General features: G+C 58.8%; 16 protein-coding genes. 10 read left to right on the forward strand and 6 right to left on the reverse strand.

Going from position 1 to position 18,690, the window contains the following annotated elements:
• Positions 1-140: 140 nt before the first annotated feature.
• From HU749_RS12385 to HU749_RS12415, 7 genes are all read left to right on the forward strand, one after another.
• Complete coding sequence (locus HU749_RS12385; RefSeq protein WP_046061801.1) at positions 141-1,157, forward strand: ABC transporter permease; 1,017 nt, start codon at positions 141-143, stop codon at positions 1,155-1,157.
• Positions 1,154-2,038 (forward strand): ABC transporter permease, encoded by an 885-nt coding sequence (locus HU749_RS12390; protein WP_046061800.1) that lies wholly within the window; start codon positions 1,154-1,156, stop codon positions 2,036-2,038. Before HU749_RS12385 ends, HU749_RS12390 begins: the two co-directional genes overlap by 4 nt.
• The gene (locus tag HU749_RS12395) at positions 2,038-3,069 is read left to right on the forward strand and encodes an ABC transporter ATP-binding protein (RefSeq protein ID WP_186651968.1); all 1,032 of its coding nucleotides are present in this window, start codon (positions 2,038-2,040) and stop codon (positions 3,067-3,069) included. The genes HU749_RS12390 and HU749_RS12395 overlap by 1 nt, the downstream gene beginning before the upstream one ends.
• Before the next feature lie 24 nt (positions 3,070-3,093).
• A complete protein-coding gene (locus HU749_RS12400; RefSeq protein ID WP_046061799.1) occupies positions 3,094-4,050 on the forward strand; it encodes an ABC transporter ATP-binding protein in 957 nt (318 codons plus the stop codon).
• 6 nt (positions 4,051-4,056) lie between these two features.
• Entirely contained in the window at positions 4,057-5,295 is a 1,239-nt protein-coding gene (locus HU749_RS12405; RefSeq protein WP_052719898.1) for a serine hydrolase domain-containing protein, read from the forward strand.
• Positions 5,296-5,461: 166 nt separating this feature from the next.
• Entirely contained in the window at positions 5,462-6,643 is a 1,182-nt protein-coding gene (locus HU749_RS12410) for a putative porin (RefSeq protein WP_186651966.1), read from the forward strand.
• A gap of 703 nt (positions 6,644-7,346) precedes the next feature.
• Positions 7,347-8,474: an alpha/beta hydrolase gene (locus HU749_RS12415; RefSeq protein WP_202888919.1), complete on the forward strand. Its 1,128-nt coding sequence runs from the start codon at positions 7,347-7,349 to the stop codon at positions 8,472-8,474.
• 89 nt (positions 8,475-8,563) lie between these two features.
• Here the strand turns inward: HU749_RS12415 and HU749_RS12420 are convergent, their stop codons facing one another.
• The 3 genes from HU749_RS12420 to HU749_RS12430 form a co-directional block, all read right to left on the reverse strand.
• On the reverse strand, positions 8,564-10,255 hold the full coding sequence (locus HU749_RS12420; RefSeq protein WP_186651962.1) for a thiamine pyrophosphate-binding protein: 1,692 nt from the start codon (positions 10,253-10,255) through the stop codon (positions 8,564-8,566).
• 34 nt (positions 10,256-10,289) lie between these two features.
• Positions 10,290-11,006, reverse strand: a complete 717-nt coding sequence (locus tag HU749_RS12425; protein ID WP_186651960.1) for a hypothetical protein — start codon at positions 11,004-11,006, stop codon at positions 10,290-10,292.
• A gap of 237 nt (positions 11,007-11,243) precedes the next feature.
• Positions 11,244-12,020, reverse strand: a complete 777-nt coding sequence (locus HU749_RS12430; protein ID WP_186651958.1) for an SDR family oxidoreductase — start codon at positions 12,018-12,020, stop codon at positions 11,244-11,246.
• 117 nt (positions 12,021-12,137) lie between these two features.
• On the opposite strand from HU749_RS12430, the gene HU749_RS12435 reads away from it, so the two are divergent.
• A complete protein-coding gene (locus HU749_RS12435; protein ID WP_046062099.1) occupies positions 12,138-13,064 on the forward strand; it encodes a LysR substrate-binding domain-containing protein in 927 nt (308 codons plus the stop codon).
• Between the two features lie 3 nt (positions 13,065-13,067).
• Here the strand turns inward: HU749_RS12435 and HU749_RS12440 are convergent, their stop codons facing one another.
• Positions 13,068-14,627, reverse strand: coding sequence for a GMC family oxidoreductase (locus HU749_RS12440; protein ID WP_079302842.1), 1,560 nt, complete (start codon positions 14,625-14,627; stop codon positions 13,068-13,070).
• 164 nt (positions 14,628-14,791) lie between these two features.
• Complete coding sequence (locus tag HU749_RS12445; RefSeq protein ID WP_046061786.1) at positions 14,792-15,553, reverse strand: alpha/beta hydrolase; 762 nt, start codon at positions 15,551-15,553, stop codon at positions 14,792-14,794.
• 114 nt (positions 15,554-15,667) lie between these two features.
• Here HU749_RS12445 and HU749_RS12450 point away from each other — a divergent pair, with 114 nt between their 5' ends.
• Together HU749_RS12450 and HU749_RS12455 are read left to right on the forward strand one after the other, a co-directional pair.
• Complete coding sequence (locus HU749_RS12450) at positions 15,668-17,101, forward strand: HD domain-containing phosphohydrolase (protein WP_095962665.1); 1,434 nt, start codon at positions 15,668-15,670, stop codon at positions 17,099-17,101.
• A gap of 428 nt (positions 17,102-17,529) precedes the next feature.
• Positions 17,530-18,159 (forward strand): LysE family translocator, encoded by a 630-nt coding sequence (locus HU749_RS12455; protein WP_186651956.1) that lies wholly within the window; start codon positions 17,530-17,532, stop codon positions 18,157-18,159.
• A 39-nt stretch (positions 18,160-18,198) separates the two neighbouring features.
• Here the strand turns inward: HU749_RS12455 and HU749_RS12460 are convergent, their stop codons facing one another.
• Complete coding sequence (locus HU749_RS12460; RefSeq protein ID WP_024616693.1) at positions 18,199-18,651, reverse strand: Lrp/AsnC family transcriptional regulator; 453 nt, start codon at positions 18,649-18,651, stop codon at positions 18,199-18,201.
• Between the last annotated feature and the right edge of the window lie 39 nt (positions 18,652-18,690).

An 18,690-nucleotide genomic window follows, 5' to 3' on the forward strand; every position in this document is an offset into this window, starting at 1 on the left:
GGTGTAGGCCTGATTTACCTTGTAGACCGACAGTCGGTTGGTTCGCCCGGTTATTCCTCAAGAGCTAATTTTCTTTTGAGGACTTTGTGCTGGGCGTAAGAAGTCAGGCCCAAGTTTATTAGCCACAAAAGGTAGTATAAATGGCGAAGTATATAGCCCAGCGATTGATAGTGATGTTCTTCATTCTTCTGGGCGTGTTGACCATCACCTTCGTTCTGAGCCGAGCTCTTCCCGGATCCCCGGTAGAGATGATGCTGGGGAACCACCCCACGGCGGAGCAGATTGCCGTCGCGCGGGAAAAACTGGGGTTGGATAAACCTCTGCCGATCCAATACTTCAATTACATCGGCGATCTTCTCCAGGGTGATTTTGGCACCAGTTTGCGCACCGGGCGGCCGGTGGCGGAGGAGGTCATCAGGCGGGTAGGCGCGACGTTTGAACTGACATTCCTTGCGATGTTCTGGGTGGTGCTGCTCGGGGTGCCAATCGGCGTCATCTCGGCGGCTCGGCAGAACTCAGTGGTCGACAACGTGGCACGAGCGGGGTCCATCGCCGGGACGGCATTTCCCGTTTTCATCCTGGCCATGGGCTTGCAGTTGCTGTTCTACGGCAAGCTCAATTGGCTGCCCCTGCAGGGCCGTATCGATGCTTCCATTCTGCTCGATAGCCCGTTTGAGCGCGTGACCGGCTTTTACCTGATCGACACGCTGCTGGCCGGTAATTTCGTAGCGCTGTGGAGCGCCATCAAACATCTGACGCTCCCCGTGCTCACCCTGGTCGTCGTGACCTTGGCCACTGTCACTCGGATCACTCGCAACATGATGGTCGAGGTGCTCTCCGAGGAATACATCCGTACGGCCGTTTCCTACGGCGTACCCAAGTGGCGTATCCATTACGCCTATGCCCTGAAGGCGACAATGATTCCGCTGCTGACCGTGGTGGGCCTGACCTTCGGTTACCTGCTCGGCGGTGCAGTCGTTGTCGAGTTCGTTTTCGATTGGCCCGGCCTGGGCGGTTTCGTGGTGTTTTCGATTGCCCAGAATGATTTCCCCGCTGTGATGGGGGCCACTCTGGTGCTGGCCACGACGTATCTGTCGATCAACCTGATTGTTGATCTCTTGTATCACCTTGTTGATCCGAGGCTGCGAGTCCAATGAGTATCCAAGACGTGTCCCTGTCCATGCCCTCGCGAGCCCCATCATGGCGTATCAAGGCCCTTGCGTTTGCCAGCGATAATAAGTTGTTTGTATTCGGCGCGCTGTTATTGCTGCTGATCATCCTGGCGGCAGTCTTCGCCCCCTGGCTTGCACCTTATGAGCCGAACAAGATTGTCTTTTCCCAGAAATTGCTGGCACCCAACTGGGCACACTGGATGGGCACCGACGAGTTTGGTCGCGACATTCTTTCACGGGTGCTTTATGGCGCACGCACCTCGTTGATCATCGGGGTGAGCGTGACGCTGATTGCGATGCTGATCGGGATTCCGATTGGGCTTGTTTCCGGTTACTTCGGTGGTCGAGTTGATACGCTGCTGATGCGTTTATCAGATGTGTTTCTGGCCTTTCCGCCGCTGTTGTTGCCGATCGCTATCACCGCTGCGCTTGGATCGGGATTGGCCAACGCCATGTTAGCGCTCGCTGTCTCTTGGTTTCCCTGGTACGCGAGGATCATGCGCGGTGCGGTAGTACGGGTTCGTTCAGAAACCTATATCCATGCCGCCCGTTCCATGGGCGTCAGTCACGGCCGTATCTTGCTTCGCCATGTACTGCCCAATGCCACCACGCCTGTGATCGTGCAGGGCTCCATGGACTTTGGTTACACCATTCTTGCCGCTGCCTCGCTGAGCTTTATCGGACTGGGGGCCAAGCCGCCCATGGTCGAATGGGGGCTGATGGCCGCGGCGTCGCGCTCGCAATTGCTCGAAAATCCCTGGACGGTGCTGTTCCCCGGCGTCGCGATTTTTGTCCTGGTGCTGGCCGTCAACCTGGTGGGTGATGGACTGCGCGATGTGCTCGATCCAAAGAAGGGGACGCGCTGATGATCAACGAATCCTTGCAACCGTCTACTCCCGAATATCTCGCTGCTTCGAATAACGACGCTGCTCAAGAGTTGGTGCTGGAAGTGGAAGGGCTGACGGTGTCCTTCCCTGGTTTGTTCAAGACCGTAAAGGTCGTACGCGGCATCGACCTCAAGGTCAGGCGCGGCGAGATCCTCGGGTTGGTGGGGGAGTCGGGCTCGGGCAAGTCCATGACGGCCATGTCCTGTCTTGGATTGATGCCTGAGGCAGCTCGGCTGGGAGGCAGGGTCAAAGTCGCCGGACAGCAGGTCAACGGTGCGTCGGCATCGCAGCTAGCGGATTTGCGCGGCGGTGGCGCGGCGATGATCTTCCAGAATCCGATGAAGGCGCTGAACCCGTTCTTCACGGTTGGCCGGCAGATGTTCGATGTCATCGGCTGCCATCGGCAACTGAGTAAGACGCAAATCCGCGCCGAGGCGCTGAGCTCGCTGGAGGCGGTGAGCATGCCCGATCCTTCTCTGGCGCTAGCCAAGTATCCGCACCAGATGTCTGGCGGCCAGTTGCAGCGCGTGGTGATTGCCATGGCGTTGGCCTGTCGACCGAAACTGCTGATCGCCGATGAGCCGACCACGGCGCTTGACGTCACCGTGCAGGCTCAAATCATCGCCCTGCTGCGCAAGCTGGCGCAGGAGCAGGACCTGGCGATTCTGTTTATCACGCACAATCTTGGGGTTGTGGCTTCGCTCTGTGACCGGGTGGCGGTGATGTATGCCGGCGAAGTGGTAGAGAGCGGTCCGGTGGGCCAGGTGTTCAAGCGACCTGCGCACCCTTACACCCTGAAATTGATGGGCACCGTGCCAAAGTTGGGGCAGGGGGCTCAGCCCCTGGGCTTCATCCCTGGGCAGGTGCCGAACATGGCGGCTCCCCCGCCTGGCTGTGCCTTTAACCCGCGTTGTGAACGCGCCACCGGGCGATGCGTCCAGGCTGCGCCGAGGGTGGAGATCGGCGAGGAACACTGGGCGGCTTGCCACAACACGTTGGTCAAGGTGTGAGGCTTCTTTGAAAGGTAAACGGCTATGAATAACAACAAACAGCCCGCACTGCTGAGTGTCACTCAGTTGCACAAGACCTACGCCAGCCGCGACGGCCTGGTGACCGCCATCGACCACATCAGCTTGGAGGTGCAGGCCGGTGAGACGGTCGCGCTGGTGGGGGAGTCCGGTTGTGGCAAAAGTACGGTGGCCGCGACCTTGCTCGGCCTGCTGCCAGCCGACAGTGGGCAAATTCTGGTCGAAGGTCGGCCGCTGCCTACTGATGCCAGGGCGCGGGGCAGGAGCTTGAGCATGGTGTTCCAGAACCCGTACGCCTCGCTGAACCCGAAAATGACGATCAAGGCGATTGTTGCCGAACCGCTGAAGGTTGCCTTTGGTTTGCGCGGTAGTGCCTTGCACGCGCGCATTCTCACGTTGCTGGGAAATGTGGGGATGGGCGAGGAGCATATGGAGCGTTATCCCCATGAGTTCTCCGGAGGCCAGTTGCAGCGTATCGCTATCGCCCGGGCTCTGGCGCTGGAGTCAAAACTGCTGATCCTCGATGAGCCTACGGCGGCGCTCGACGTGTCGGTCCAGGCCCAAGTGCTGCAATTGCTCAAGACGCTGCAGACCGATAATGGCCTGAGCTACCTGTTCATCAGCCACGATCTTGCAACGGTCGAGTACCTGGCGCAGCAGGTGCTGGTGATGTACTTGGGGCGCATCGTCGAGGCCGGGCCTGTGGGGCAGGTGTTCGGTCGACCGCGTCATCCCTACACCCGTGCACTGCTCAATTCAGTGCCCTCCATCGATCCTGATCGTCGTGATCAGTTGCAAATCCTCAGCGGCGAGATCCCCAGCCCCTTGAACCGGCCTACCGGGTGCCACTTCGCGCCCCGTTGCCCGAGGGTCAGTGAGCGTTGTCGCCGAGAGGTGCCAGCCGAGACCCAGGATCATGGCCACCGTTTTTCTTGCCACCACCCTCTGAACGATGAGAGCTGAACCCCTATGTACAATAAAAACGACATGACCGCTCCTGGCATTGGATATCAGGATTTAAGACTGATGCAGGGCTATCCGCCGCCCCGGGAAAAGCAAGTCCGTCAGCACAACTGGGACAGTCCGCCCTATAACCGCTGGTCGTTCCAGCACATGAGCCAGCTGTTTCCGGTGGCAGCTATTCATCGTGGTCCCGGGCCGGTCAGCGAACTCAAGCGCAACGAGCGTTCTCTGGACGACGTACATTTCCAGCGGATCGACGGTAGGCAAACCGATCTGGCGACCTTCCTGACCGATAGCTACACCGATGGTTTCTTGGTGCTTCATCAGGGCAAGGTGGTTTCCGAGCAGTATTTCAATGGTATGCAGCCGCACACGTTGCATCTGTTGCAATCGGTATCCAAGACCATCGTCGGTAGCCTGGTCGGCAGGTTGATAGGCCAGGGCAGAATCGATCCCCAAGCGCATGTCAGCCACTATGTGCCCGAGCTGTCAGCTAGCGGCTACGGCGATGCCCGGGTACAGGATCTGCTGGATATGCGCACGGGCGTCAGATTCAGGGAGGATTACACCGATCCGGATGCTGAATTCATCCAGTTGGATATCGCCTCGGGTTGGCGTGAACGGGGAGAGCGCGAGTCTCCTGACAGCATTTACGGTTTATTGAAATCGCTGAGTAAAGACCGTGAGCATGGTCAGTTTTTTGAGTATCGCTCGGTGGATACCGACATGTTGGCCTGGGTCTGTGAGCGGGCCTGCGGCGAGCGGCTCCCCGTTTTGTTGAGTCGGGAGATCTGGTCAAGACTAGGGGCAGAACAAGACGCGAATATCACTCTCGATTGCGTTGGCACTGCATTGGCCGATGGCGGGATGAGCGCCACGCTGCGTGATCTCGGGCGTTTTGCCCAGATGTATTTGCAGGGTGGACATTTCAATAGCCAGCAGATCGTCCCAGAGACGTTTGTGCGTGCATGCGGACGTGGTTCCACCCCTGCTTTTGAAGTCCTCTATGGCTATTACACCAAGCACTATCCGACCGCGGCTTACAGCAATCAGTGCTGGGTATTGGACAGTGAACAGGGCACCTACTCGGCGCGCGGAGTATTTGGTCAAAGTATCTATTGGGACCCAGCTGCTGAAGTGGCGATCGTAAAACTTTCCAGTTGGCCGGACTTTATCAACCCAGAGTGGACGTTGGACACCTTCCGCGCTTGTGCCGCTGTGGTTGAAGAACTTCAACGCCACTGACGCAGAAATTTGAACGACCGCGGCTTCTCAAACACCGTTTAGCCCGCTAGCACCTGGACGCTGTTCCAACCTCAGTCTCGGCGGGCCGTACCTATTTCATCCAGACCGCGCTTTGCCGTGGCCGGGATGGTTGTTGCCAAAAATAAAACTTAAAGACGGAGCGACCATGAATTTGAACACCACCCGGGCCTTGCGCTCACTGATCCCGCTGGCACTGTCGTACGCGCTCTCCACGCCTGCGATGGCAATACAGGTTACTGACAATCTCAATCTTGGCGGCGCCGTCCGGGCGCGTTGGGACTATGACCCGGATCGCGACATCCAGAAGTTCAACTTCGATACCGTGATCCTCTCCGCCAAGTACAACTCCGATACTTGGATTGGCGAGGCCAAGTATCGTTTCTACGGACGAGCTTACCCTTACCAGTACACAGAAAACGTCGGTGACGTCCAGTTCGCCGAGTTCGCCTGGATCGGCTACAAGTTCAACCCTGACCAGCAAATCCAGGTTGGCCTGAACCAAGTACCGTTCGGTTTGCAGCCGTACTTTGGCAGCACGTTTTATCAAACCCTGGGCAACGTCGTGGGTCTGGAAGACTTGGAAGAACTTGGCGCCAAGTACATCCAGCAAAGCGGTGACTGGAATATCCAGGCTGGGTACTACCTTCGCCCGGCCTCGCAGGGCAAAGGTACGAGTAAGGGGGAAACCTACTCCAGCGTTGTCTCTGAAGCGGACAGCTATGTCATCGACGGCAGCAACAACCAGGAACGCGACACCGTGGTACTGCGGGTGGCCAAGGCGATGGACCTGGGGCCGTGGAAGTCCGAAGTCGGGATTTCTGGCCTGACTTCGTCCCTGGAGAACCGCGACACCAACAATGACGGCCGGCGCAATGCCGTGGCGGTGCACTACATCGGTAAAAACGGGCCATGGGGCGTGCAACTGCAAGCTGCGCGACAGCAGATGTCCCCGCGCAACCCCGGCACTGATGAACTGGTGACTTTCGGCGGTTACGACGCCACTTACAACGTCGCCAGTCGCGGCAACTTGTACGTGGCGGATGTGAGCTACGACGTTGGCGGCAAGTACCTGTTCGATCAGATCAGCGGTGTGCAGCTGTACGCCAACTACAGCGCCTTCGATAAATCCGCAGACGATTTCAAGACCTCGCAACGGATGATTCTCGGCACCTCGTTCTCGTTCAGCAAATTGTGGATCGCCACGGAATGGTTGTACGGCAAGAATGATCCGGTCATCGGTGGCAGCAGTCTCACCCAGAGTCTGGGGGCTGGGGGTAGTGATCAGTGGGAAAACCAGCTGTATATGAATATCGGCTATTACTTCTGATTTGGATTTTTTGGGCAACTTACGGATGTTCGCGTAGACCCAATGGCAGAGCTGGGAATCATACCTCTGGACCTTGATACCCCTCCAAAACAAGTCCAGAATCAAGTTTTTTCCTGCTCCGGAAAGAAAACAAAACCCTTAGATTTCAACGAGTAGGACACCAGATACAAGTCTCGTTTCCCGCTAAAAATATTGCACTGCAGAGTTCCACTGAATTCTGTAAGCGATTGAAATCAGGGCCTTTAGGCCCTTTTTTCGTTCCAGCGGGAACCACTGAAATCCAGCTCCATCCAGTGCTTTTAAGTCCCGATTTAAGTCCCGAATGAGGACTTGAATTTGGATGAGCACTGAATCGGTTTTTTGCTGGAGCAGCTTGGATAGCGAGACGAGCATCTGTTCAGGAGCTCGCTATGGCACTCTCGGATACGACCGTTCGGCAAGCCCGAATCACCGGCAATGACTTACGATAGGCGACACGGATGGGCTTGCGCTCAACGTGATGGCCCGTGGACGATGACGCGCAGTGGTTGTACAAACGCATCCATGGCGCTCTCTCGCCAGGTAATGAACGTGACGAGGCGAACGGTTTGGGCAGCGAAGCGGGGAGTGACCGTTGAAGGGGTCAGCAAAGATCAGCAATGCTTTTCCGTCGTGGCGTCCGCTCATGTTGGGCGTCGCCGCCACCGTGGCGTGCCTGGCGCTGATGGCAGGGTGTGCCCGGCAACCCAGCGCTGCCGACGCCCGGACGGAGCCTGCGACGTTTCAAGACTACACGCAGGCGTCACGGGCATTGATCGAGGAGCGGCGGGTGTTCCAGACCGCCAACCGCAGTGACGAACTGGCCTGGAATGCGCCCTACGAAGTGCGTCCCGATGCGCCCTCCAGCAAAGCCATTCTCTTGCTGCATGGTCTGGGGGATTCACCTTGGTCGTTCGTCGACATCGCCCAGGACCTCGCTGCACAAGGCTTCGTGGTGCGTGTTGCGTTGTTGCCGGGGCACGGCACCCAGCCGGCTGACTTGATCGAGGTGCAACTGGAACAATGGCAGCAGTTGGTCGAAGAGCAAGTCGCGCTGCTGCACAAGGAATTTCCAGACGTCTACCTGGGCGGTTTCTCAACTGGCGCCAATCTGGCGCTGGCTTACTCCGTCAAAGATCCAAGCATCAGGGGCCTCTTGCTGTTTTCCCCGGCCTTTCGATCGAGTGAATCCTACGACTGGGCCACGCCTTGGCTGGCGCATTTCAAAACCTGGATACTGGCCCCCGACAATTCCCGGCCACAACAATCGGCGGTGCGCTACCACAACGTTCCCACCAACGGCTTCGCCCAGTTCTACCGCAGCAGCGTCGCGGTACGCCGGCTCATCGAACACGAAGACTTTGACCGTCCCGTCGTCATTGTCCTGACCGAACAGGACTCAGTGGTCGACGTGCGCTACGTGCGGGAGCTGTTCAAACACCGATTTACCCATGCCGCCAGCCGGTTGATCTGGTATGGCCAGGCGGAGCCGGCCGGAAGCGGCGGGGCGGCCTCTGACCCGCGCATCCTGGCGCGTACCGACCGCATCGCCGATGAACGAATCAGCCAGTTCTCCCACATGGGCATCCTGTTCTCGCCAACGAACCCGCTCTACGGTCGCTCAGGCTCCTTGCGGTTCTGCCGCAACAGCCGCAACGCCGATGAAGTGGCCCGGTGCGAGGCGGGCGAAGAGGTCTGGTATTCGGATTGGGGCTACAGCGAGCCAGGGAAAATCCATGCGCGGCTGACCTACAACCCTTATTTTCGGTGGCAATCCAATGTCCTTCGTGAAGTGTTGGCGGCGGCTGAGTAGGGCGCCTGACATTTGGTCTCGGTTCCCAGCTGCCATCGCCCGCCTACAATCCCGTATAGGCAGGGCAGGGACAAGGTGCGCCCATTCCTTCAGGGCATGATCGGTAGTTCAATGAGATTCGGGCAGCCTGAGCGAATACCTTCTTCGACAGCTCCCGCAATATCGCCGGCGCGCTCGATCCTGCGGGAAGGGATTCCCAGGGAAGAGGCGAGGGCCAGGAAATCGATCGCCGGGTCGCAAAGGTCCATGCCGATGAACTGGTCAGTGCTTGCACTTAGATAGTGCGCCTGGCTACGAGCGTAGTTCTTCAAAATGTTGTATTCGCTGTTGTTCATGACAACGAACGTGACCGGCAGCCGTTCATGCGCCGCCGTCCAGAGTGCTTGCGGTGAGTACATTGCCGAGCCATCACCGACCAGACAGACTACCGGGCTGCGGTCCAGGCCAAGCGATGTACCGACAGCCGCCGGCATGCCCCAGCCCAGGATGGCGCTGCGGGTAAAAAGATACTGGCGGGCCGAATGGGAATCCAGGCAGGCACGGACATGAGGAATCGTGGCAGGTGCTTCGTCGACGATCCAGACGTCCGGCCCGATTGCCCGGATAGCCTCGTGGGCAGCCACGAAAGGCGTTGTCACCGGAGTGTTGAATTCGCGACTGACGCGAGCGGCGACGTCGGCACGACGTGTATCGCGTTCTTGGCCAGCGATGTTTCGCAGCGTCGCGATTGCCTCGCTGTGTGGGGCCAATTTCTTGTCCAGTATCGGCAACAGCGTTTGCAAGGAGAGTCTTAAATCCCCGATCAGCCCTAGCGCTGTCTCGTGGACTCTGCCTAGTTGGTGTCCATCGCCGGTCAATTGGATAAGGCGACAGTGAGGCGGAATAGCAGGGCCCTGGGAATATTGATAGCTGATCAACGAATGGCCGCCGAGCAGGAAGACCGCGTCGAAGTCAGAGAACGTCTCCCTGGTATCGCAAGCCTTTGCAGGCAGCGTTCCCCGCCACTGCGGATGAGCCGTCGGGAACGGAATATGCCCGGGCCAGGATGGACCGTAGACCGGCGCGCCGAGTGCTTCGGCGAGCATCACGGCTTCAACTTCTGCGCTCGACTGGATCACTTCTTCTCCAACGATAATCGCCAGACGACCGGGGGCAATTGTCGCTAAGGCAACGGCCAATTCCTCAATCGCCCCGGTCACGGCGCCGCGCTCGATTCGCGATGGCGGGCCGGCCGTTACATCCGTGTGTTGCTCCATCACGTTAATCGGCAGGGAAAGGAAAACCGGGCCGGCCGGCCCCGTGCGACAGTCCTGAAACGCACGACGCAGCAGCATAGGGATGTGTTCGGGATGATGAATTTCCTCCGCCCATTTGAAGCTCGGTCTGGCGAGCGCGACGAGGTCTCCGTGGAGCAGCGGGTCGGTCACGCCATGTCGCGTGTCTTGTTGACCCGCCGTGACAACAAGCGGTGTATTCGCCATCTTTGCGTTGAGAATGGCGCCCATTGCATTGCCGAGTCCACCGGCCGTATGGAGGTTGACGAAGCCGGGGCACCCGGATGCCTGCGCATAACCGTCGGCCATCGCTACGACTGAGGCCTCCTGGAGGCCGAGGATGTATTGGATGTCTGAGGCGCCTGAGAGGGCGTCGAGCAAAGCCAGTTCGGTTGTTCCCGGATTGCCGAAGACGTAGCGTACACCTTCGCTGCGAAGCACTTCTACGAACAGGTCCGCGCCGCGTTGCCCGCGGCTGTTGAAAGAAACATTGGATCTTAAAGGCATGGCGCAGAACCTCATCTGATCTGGAAGCTTTGATTTAGCTGGCTTGCTGTGGCGACTGTCGTGCGGCAATCGCATTGCACAAGGCCCGGGCGACAGGTGCGTAACTGGTCTGGCTGGGCTGGCCGGCTTCGGGAGCCCCGGTGGGATTGATCAGGTGCACGGCGATCTGTCCTGGCAGCCATGAGACGAGTGGCCAACGGGTGCGATAGGCAGGTTTAGGCCGGGTATCTCCGATGGTCGGATCAAAATCGCAGGATGTCACAAACGCTATCCCTATCAGGCAAGCGCCTTCGAGCTGCGAGCGCACGCGGCCAGGATTTTTCAAGAAGCCCAAGTCCGCGACAACGACCGCGTCATGAATGATCAAGCGGCCTTCGTCGCTCACCTCGATATCGAGAACGACCGCCATGCAGGTCTGCGCGTCATAGTGGGCAGCGATGCCTTGCGCCCGACCATGTCTTGGGGGCTTGCCCCAATGAGCTTTCTTTGCCGCTTCGGTGATGACGCTCCGCATTCGATGGCCATCGACGCTTGATGAGTGCCGAGTGCCATCGTTCACCGTCGATGCCGGATCAATCAGCGAAAGCAGATAGTCCCTGTAATCCAGCTTGCAGGCTCGCACCTGCGCGGCCATGAATCGCTGTTCGGCGAACAGACGGAGCAACAGGCCTTTTCTGTTCAGATTGCTGTCGAGCGTCGATTGCCAAGTGAATGGATCAAGAGCACTGACGTGCGCATCAGAATGGCTCATTGCGTTTCTCCTTCTGGCTGATGGCAAGAGGTCCAGCTAAAGCGATGTGTCCTTGGTGCCTGTAGCGCTGGCACCGTAGGGGCAGTCATTGGGGTACTTTAGGGGGAAGGATCTGACGTCAGAGTGACCGGAGGCTGACAGGAACATGTCAGGCGTCAAGTTCGGTTTACGACGTCCTCAAGCACGGCCTAAAACTCAGTGCTGGAGTGTTCAAGGAGCGTTAACGTCCCACACCTCTTATGAAGCCGTTGGAATGGTGCCGCCATCAATGACAAACTCGCTGCCCGTGATGGATGCCGCGCGAGGCGAAGCCAGAAAGGCGATGAGGTTTGCCACTTCTGCAGGTTTCGAGGGCCGGCCGAGTGGAATACCGCCTAACGCATTCATGATCATCTGCTTGCCGCCTTCGTAGTCGGTCCCTGCTTCTTTCGCCAGGCGCTCGGCCAAGGCGACCGACGCCTCGGTTTCAACCCACCCTGGCGATACTCGGACAACACGTACGCCTTTTGGCGAGACCTCCTTCGACAGGCTTTTGCTGTAAGTCGAAAGCGCAGCCTTGGCAGCCGCGTAAGCGGTCGTTGCTTCAGGCAGCGGCAGCCGACTCTGAATGGAAGTCACGTGAATGATGACGCCCTCGTTTCGTTCGAGCATGCTCGGCAGCAAGGCACGATCGATACGTACGGCTGGAAACAGGTTCAGATCGAGCTCGCGTTGCCAGTGTTCCTCGTCCAGTGCAGCAAAGCCGCCACCCGGTGCCGATGAGCCACCCAGTACGTGGATGATGATGTCGACGTCTCCCAATATTCGCTTGGTCGCGGCCACCAACGTCTCACAACCCTCCCGGGTCGATAAGTCAGCCGGAACGCACACGTCTGGCGGCATCTCGATGTTTGCCTGGCGAGCCGAGGTCAGCACTTTTGCGCCTTCGTCGAGCAGCAGCTCAACAACCGCTTTGCCGACGCCCTTGGTGCCGCCGGTAACCAGAATGCGCTTGTCTTTCAAATCAAGATTCATGGCGTAATCTCCATCTCTGAAGGTGAATTGATGACACCCAGCGATCTTGCCGCCCACGGGATAGTTTGCTCAACTGGTATAAACGTAATGGCCAATCCCGATAAGCAGGACAATCAAATGCCGGATCTTCGTGTAGGGCTCAACGAGTTGGAGGCGGTGACGGCGGTGGCGCGGCGGGCCTCGTTTCGACAAGCCGCTATCGACTTGAGTGTTTCGACGACTGCGTTGAGCAATACCATCGCCAAGGTGGAGTCGAACCTTGAAACGCGGCTGTTCAATCGCACCACACGCAGCGTGTCGCTCACCGAGGCCGGCAGGATGTACATGGAGCAAGTCGGGCCGGCACTGCAGGATGTTCGCGCGGCGCTCGAGGCGGTGCGCTCGCACAATGTCGGACCTTCGGGAGTCTTGCGCATCAATGCGTTTGCAAGCGCTGCGCGTACGACCCTGATGCCGCTGATCCTGGAGTTTTCGCGGCGTTACCCAAAGGTGCACATCGATCTGGTGACCGAAGGGCGTCTGGTGGATATCGTTGCTGACGGCTTCGACCTCGGCGTGCGGTCTGCCAATCTGGTACCCAGCGACATGATTGTCGTCCCGCTGGGTCGACCGCAACGTTACGCCATCGTGGGCTCGCCAGCGTACTTCGAGGTGCACGGCCAGCCTCGGACTCCAGCCGATCTACTCACTCATCACTGCTTACGGATCCGCCTACCCAACGGTGCCATTTATCCGTGGCATCTGGAACGCGACGGGGAGGTCATCAGGCTGGATGTGAACGGGCAATTCACGCTGGACGAGCCTGGCCTTGCCAAGGCGGTAGTCGGGGCAGCCGTGGCCCTCGGTTTTTTCATGGAACAGGACGTTCAAGCCGAAATCGACAACGGAGAGTTTGAGCGAGTGTTGGAGGATTGGACGCCAGCGCGAGACAACTTGTGCTTGTATTACCCGAACCGACGCAACCCTTCGGCAGCGCTCAAGGCATTTACCGACTTGGCCCGTGCCAACCTGATTGGCAACGAGAGACTTCGGGCGCCTGTATGAAGCTCACAGATTGTAAGTGGCCCGTATAGCCTCCACGGCCCGCTCGCCGATCACGACGCACGGGGCCATCGTATTGCCGCTCGTGACATGCGGCATGATGGACGCATCGGCAATGCGCAGGCCCTGGATTCCGTAGACGCGCAGTTGACCATCGACCACGGACATCGCGTCCTGGCCCATTTTTGCCGTACCGCATTGGTGCCAGTAGGTAACGGCAGCGTTGCGCGCGTAGTGTTCGAGCGATTGGGTGTTCAGTTTTCCAGGCAGGCTTTCACTTTTTACCAAGCCCTTGAAGGGGGCCTGCGCGCCCAGTTCCTGGACAAAACGGATGTTTTCCAGCGCGTTGCGCCGATCGGTGGGATGCGACAGCGTGTTGGGTTGAATGATGGGGCCATCAGTCACATTCGGGCCGCTGAGCTTGATCTGTCCGCGACTTTCCGGGTGGGCAAGGCCAGCGAACATTGTCCAGCCATGTGCAGGAACGCCGAGTGACGCGGTCTCTGCGCTGGGCACTGGAAATTCGACCTGGCAGTGGAACATGTCCGGGAGATGCAAAGCACTTTCGCTGCTCCAGTAGAGCGTCGCCTCCGAGCCGCCATACCCCACCGGTTGTGGGGTCGCGTATTCGAAAATAACCGCAAAGGACACGTGATCTTGATGATTGGCGCCAACGCCGGGGAGATGCTGGACGACCGGAATGCCGTGGCGCTGCAGTTCTTCCTCCGGCCCCACTCCCGATTGCATCAGGACCTTGGGCGTGTTGACCGCCCCCAGCGAAAGAATGACTTCGTGATTGGCGTAAAAACACTCGGTCTGCCCATTGTTTATGGTTTGCACGCCGATGACGCGTTGGTCCATGAATACCATGCGACTGACAAGCGTATCAGTCAGGACCGTGAGGTTGGGCTGGCCACAGCGCGGAGCGACGTAGGCGCGGTAGATGGAATTACGCCGGCCATCCTTGACGATGAGGTCGTTCAGCGCCGCACCTCCGCGGCCTTCCATCATGGCGCCGTTCGGGTTGTCAAAAACAGGTATACCCATTCCGGCAGCCGCACTGATCATGGCGTTCGCAATCGGTTGGGCGTTTTGTACAGGTGCGACATGAACCGGCCCGCCCTTGCCGCGACGAACGGAATCGCAGGTGCCCTGATAGTCTTCCACGCGTTGATAAATCTTCAGGACCGACGCGTAGTTCCATGCAGGCTCACCACTTTGCGCCGCGAAATCTTCCCAGTCGTTTTTATGGCCGCGGGCCCACAACATGACATTGACGCTGGACCCGCCGCCCAATCCGCGGCCCATGTTCAGCGGGATTTTCCTGTCGTTGAGATGAGGGTTTGCGGCACCCACAAAATTCCAATCGCGCTCGGTACCAAGGTTCAGCGGCCAGTTCCCCGGCTCCAGCACGTGGGGGTGGTCATCGCTGCCTCCGGCCTCGATGAGCAATACCTCGACCTCGGGATTCTCGGCCAGCCGTCCGGCCACGACGGAACCGGCGGTCCCCGCCCCACAGACGATAAAATCGAAATGGCGCTTTTTCAGCTCGGAATTCATAGGCATGAGCGGGTTTCCTTGGACGGTGGGGTATTGCTCGCCTGATGCGATGGCTGCTGCGAGGGAAGGGCGTTGCATCCGAGCTTCTGGCCACCCTGTCCTGAAACCGGTGGCAATCCATTCAGACGCAGCAGCACTTCCCTCGATCTCAGCGCAGAAGGGGCCTGGAGTTACTGGCTCTTCTGAACCGCCTGGATGATGACTTTTGCGACATCTGCCGGGCGAGATTGTTGTGGCACGTGGCTGGCTTCGATTTCGGTGACCTTGGCACCGATCTTCTTGGCAAAAGCGCGTTGCAGATCAGGCTGGATCATCCGGTCCTCCTTGGCCACAACGTACCAGGTTGGCTTGCCTTTCCAGGCGGCGGCGCTGGTTCTGTCATCGAAGGCCGAGGCCCGGATCGGCCCTTGCGTCGCCGCCATTACCGCGGTTTGCTCTGGGGAAAGATCCTGGGCAAAACCGGTGGCCATGCCCTCGGCGGTCATGTACAGGAAACCGTTTTTGTCGGCGGCGATGTCTTTCACGCCGGACGGGGCAGGGTAGTCCTTGCCCAGGTCTTTACTGGCTTGACCGGCATCCGGAGCGAACGCGGCGACGTACACCAGGCTGCGCACTTTCTTGTCGGTCCCAGCCTCGCTGATGACGGTGCCGCCCCAGGAGTGGCCGACCAATACGACGTCGTTCTCCTGGTTGTTCAGCACTCGCTGCGTGGCGGCGACATCGTCCGCCAGCGAGGTCAACGGATTTTGTACCACGGTGACCTTGATGCCTTCCGCCTGCAGCAGCGGGACGACCTTGCCCCAGTCGGAGCCGTCGGCGAAAGCGCCATGGACGATGACGACTGAAGGTTGCTGCGCCGCGGCATGGACCGCGCCGCCGAACAGTGAACAGGTCATGGCGAGTGTGAGGGCAAGTGCCTTGGGTTTGAACATGATGCGATCTCCTGTATGGGGTGAGCGCAGTTTCAGCGATACTCGGCGGCTGAGGTATCGGTCATTTATCCGAGGCCATCAACAATGTTCAATCGGCTGCCCGGAGGAAACGACATGTCAGCAGGTGACTGTATCGAATTGGAAGACGCCATCCTGGCGTTGTCCATGGTGGGCGACCTGAGCATGGGCCAGCCGTTCGATCAGTCGCGCCGCACCGCCCGATTGGTGCAGATGCTCGCGCAGGTGTGCAATGGCGCTGGCGAGCACACCGAGATCGGACGCCAGGTGGCCTTGCTGCGCTGGTCAGGGTGCACTGCCAATGCGGAGGGCTTCACCCGACTGCTGGGCGATGACGTCGAGGGCCGCAACGCGATGCTGACGCAAACACTCAGTGCGGCGGGCCAGCGAGCGATGCGCAGGTCCACGCCGCTGGCGCAGATTCATTGCGAGGTGTCCGGTGATATCGCTCATACATTGGGCTTGAGACCCGAAGTCGAACACGGGCTGCGTCATGTGTTTGAGCAATACGACGGCGAGGGAAGGCCGTCCGGCCTGCGTCATCCGCTGGTGCCGGAGGTGGTTTATCAAGTGTTGCTCGCCGGTGATCTGGAGATCCTGTCTCGCAGGCACGGTCTGGAGGTGGCATTGCAGTGGATCGCCAGCAAGAGTGATCGACGCTATCCAGCAGCGCTCGCCGCCGAAATGCTGCAACACGCCGAAGATTGGCTCGCTCAACTGCGCACGCCATATGTTGCTGCTGCGCGGCAAACCGCACCATCGGTGCCATTGACCCTTGTCGGCGATGTGATCGATCTCAAGCTGCCGTGGCTGTCGGGGTATTCGCGACGTTCTTCGGAGCTGGTCCAGGAGGCCGCCAGGCTTTCGGGGCTGCCAGAGGCATCAGTAGACAATCTCGGCCAAGCGGCGCTGATCCATGGCCTTGGCCGCGCAGCGGTGCCCAATCGAGTCTGGAATACCCCGGGTGCGTTATTGGAAGGCGATCTTGAGCAAGTGCGGTTGGTGCCTTACTGGACGTCGCGGGCCTGTAGCCAGATACCGGCGCTGGCAGTGTCGGGCCAGATTGCGGCCCACGCCTACGAGCGACTGGATGGCAGTGGTTACTTCCGCAGTCTCAACGGTGAGGCGCTGCAAAGCGAACATCGCTTGCTTGCCGCGGCCCTGGCTTGGCAAGCATTGCTGAGCGAGCGGCCGTGGCGCTCGGCCTGCAGTCAGGACGATGCCGCCCGCTTGTTGCTGGACGAGGCGGAGCAGGGACGCTTTGACCGACGAGCCTGTCAGGCGGTCATCGCGGCGGCGCGCGGGGACACGATGATGACGGCCTGCAGGCCAAGCGGTGGCCTGCTTTCCGAGCGTGAAACCGAAATTCTACGGCGCATCAGCACAGGAGGAAGCAACAAGGAAGTGGCGCGTCAGCTAGGCATCAGTCCGAGCACGGTCCGCACCCATGTGGAAAACGTGTTCCGTAAACTTCAATGTACCACCCGTGCGGCTGCGACCCTCAAAGCCCTGACACTAGGGTTGATTTGAGGTTAGGTCCATATCTGGCATATCAAGATGTGATGCCGAGACGCTTACCGAGTTTCTTAATGGGGATATGTCGGCTCTGGTAAACCGTATGAACACTGCCAGTCCGTTGCTCATTCGTCATTCTTTGACTCATTGAAAATGTCGGGGCATTCGAATTCATAGGTTCGCTACGGCAGGAGCAGCTCTACGCCCCCGCTTAGTTATCCAAGAAATCCGTGAGTATGTCTGTGGATAACCACGCCGATGCCAGGTAGGCAGGGCGTTTTAACGGGCGCTCAAAAAATGTACAGGCAGGTTGGCATCACCTCCCGCCGTAGGCCATTGAATTTAAACAGGGCGCTGAAAACCGGGATCACTTTGCAAGCATGTTCCGAAGTAGCTAGTTAGAGTGGATAGCCGTACGGCTGCCGACTGCCATGGAGATCCAAATGAGCGACTTGTCCCTGCTGCTTGCCTTCATCGCTGCTGCGTCAGTGCTCACGGTTACCCCCGGCGTGGACACAGCCATGGTGCTTCGCGCTACAGCGACCGGCGGTCGACGTTCGGCGGCGATGGCCTCTATCGGTATCGTGCTCGGGTGCCTGGTGTGGGGAGCCGCGGTGTCACTGGGGCTCGGTGCCTTGTTGCAAGCTTCGGAGTGGGCTTACCTTGCGCTGAAAATCGTGGGTGCCGCTTATCTCGTCTGGCTGGGTGTAAAACTGCTGCTGCGACCCAGGACAACGCTGCAAGGGCAGGGGATCGAGAACATGGCTGGCTCTTCGCGTGACGCCTTTATTCGCGGTTTATTAACGAACCTGCTGAACCCCAAGATAGGTGTCTTCTACATCACGTTCCTCCCCCAGTTTGTCCCGAGTGGCGCGAGCGTGGTCAGCTACTCCTTCTTCCTTGCGGCGTTACACGTGCTGTTGACGTTGGCCTGGTTCGGCATTCTGATAGTGGCGACGGTGCCGCTGAGCAATTTCCTGAAGCGCCCAGCGGCTCTGAAGGCACTTGACCTGCTCACGGGCGGTGTTTTTGTCGCGTTTGGGCTCAAACTGGCTGTTTCCAATCCGGCTTGAGCCGAAGCTCCATGTATGGCCGCCCGCGGTTCTCCAAGCTTAGGCACGGTCGTTCTTTGGCGTGTCCATTACGATGTAGCTCGTAATCGAAGAAACATGCGGCTGCGTACCCAAGACCTCACTGTGGAATGTCTTGTAAGCCTTCATGTCCGCCAGTTCGACACGCAGAAGATACTCAAACGTCCCGGTGACAGTGTGAAACTCAACCACATCCGGACAGGCGCAGATCGCTTTTTCAAAAGCCCGAAGAGTGTCCTTGGTGTGGTTGGAGAGTCCTACGGTCACGTAGGCCACAAACCCTGCTCCCAGGCGAGATCTATCGATGACTGCCCTATAGCCTGTGATGACCCCAGATCGCTCTAGCTCTTGAACCCTTCTCAGGCAGGCGGAGGCAGACAGCCCGACTCGTTCGGCCAGCTTCAAATTGGTCTGGCGGGCGTCCCGCGAAAGCTCGCGCAATATTCTCCTGTCAATTTGATCAAGTTCGGTCATTAGTTGTGTTTGTCCTGGATTTATTCGTGATTATGCAAC

The organism is Pseudomonas ogarae (assembly GCF_014268695.2).
GTDB lineage: Bacteria > Pseudomonadota > Gammaproteobacteria > Pseudomonadales > Pseudomonadaceae > Aquipseudomonas > Aquipseudomonas kilonensis.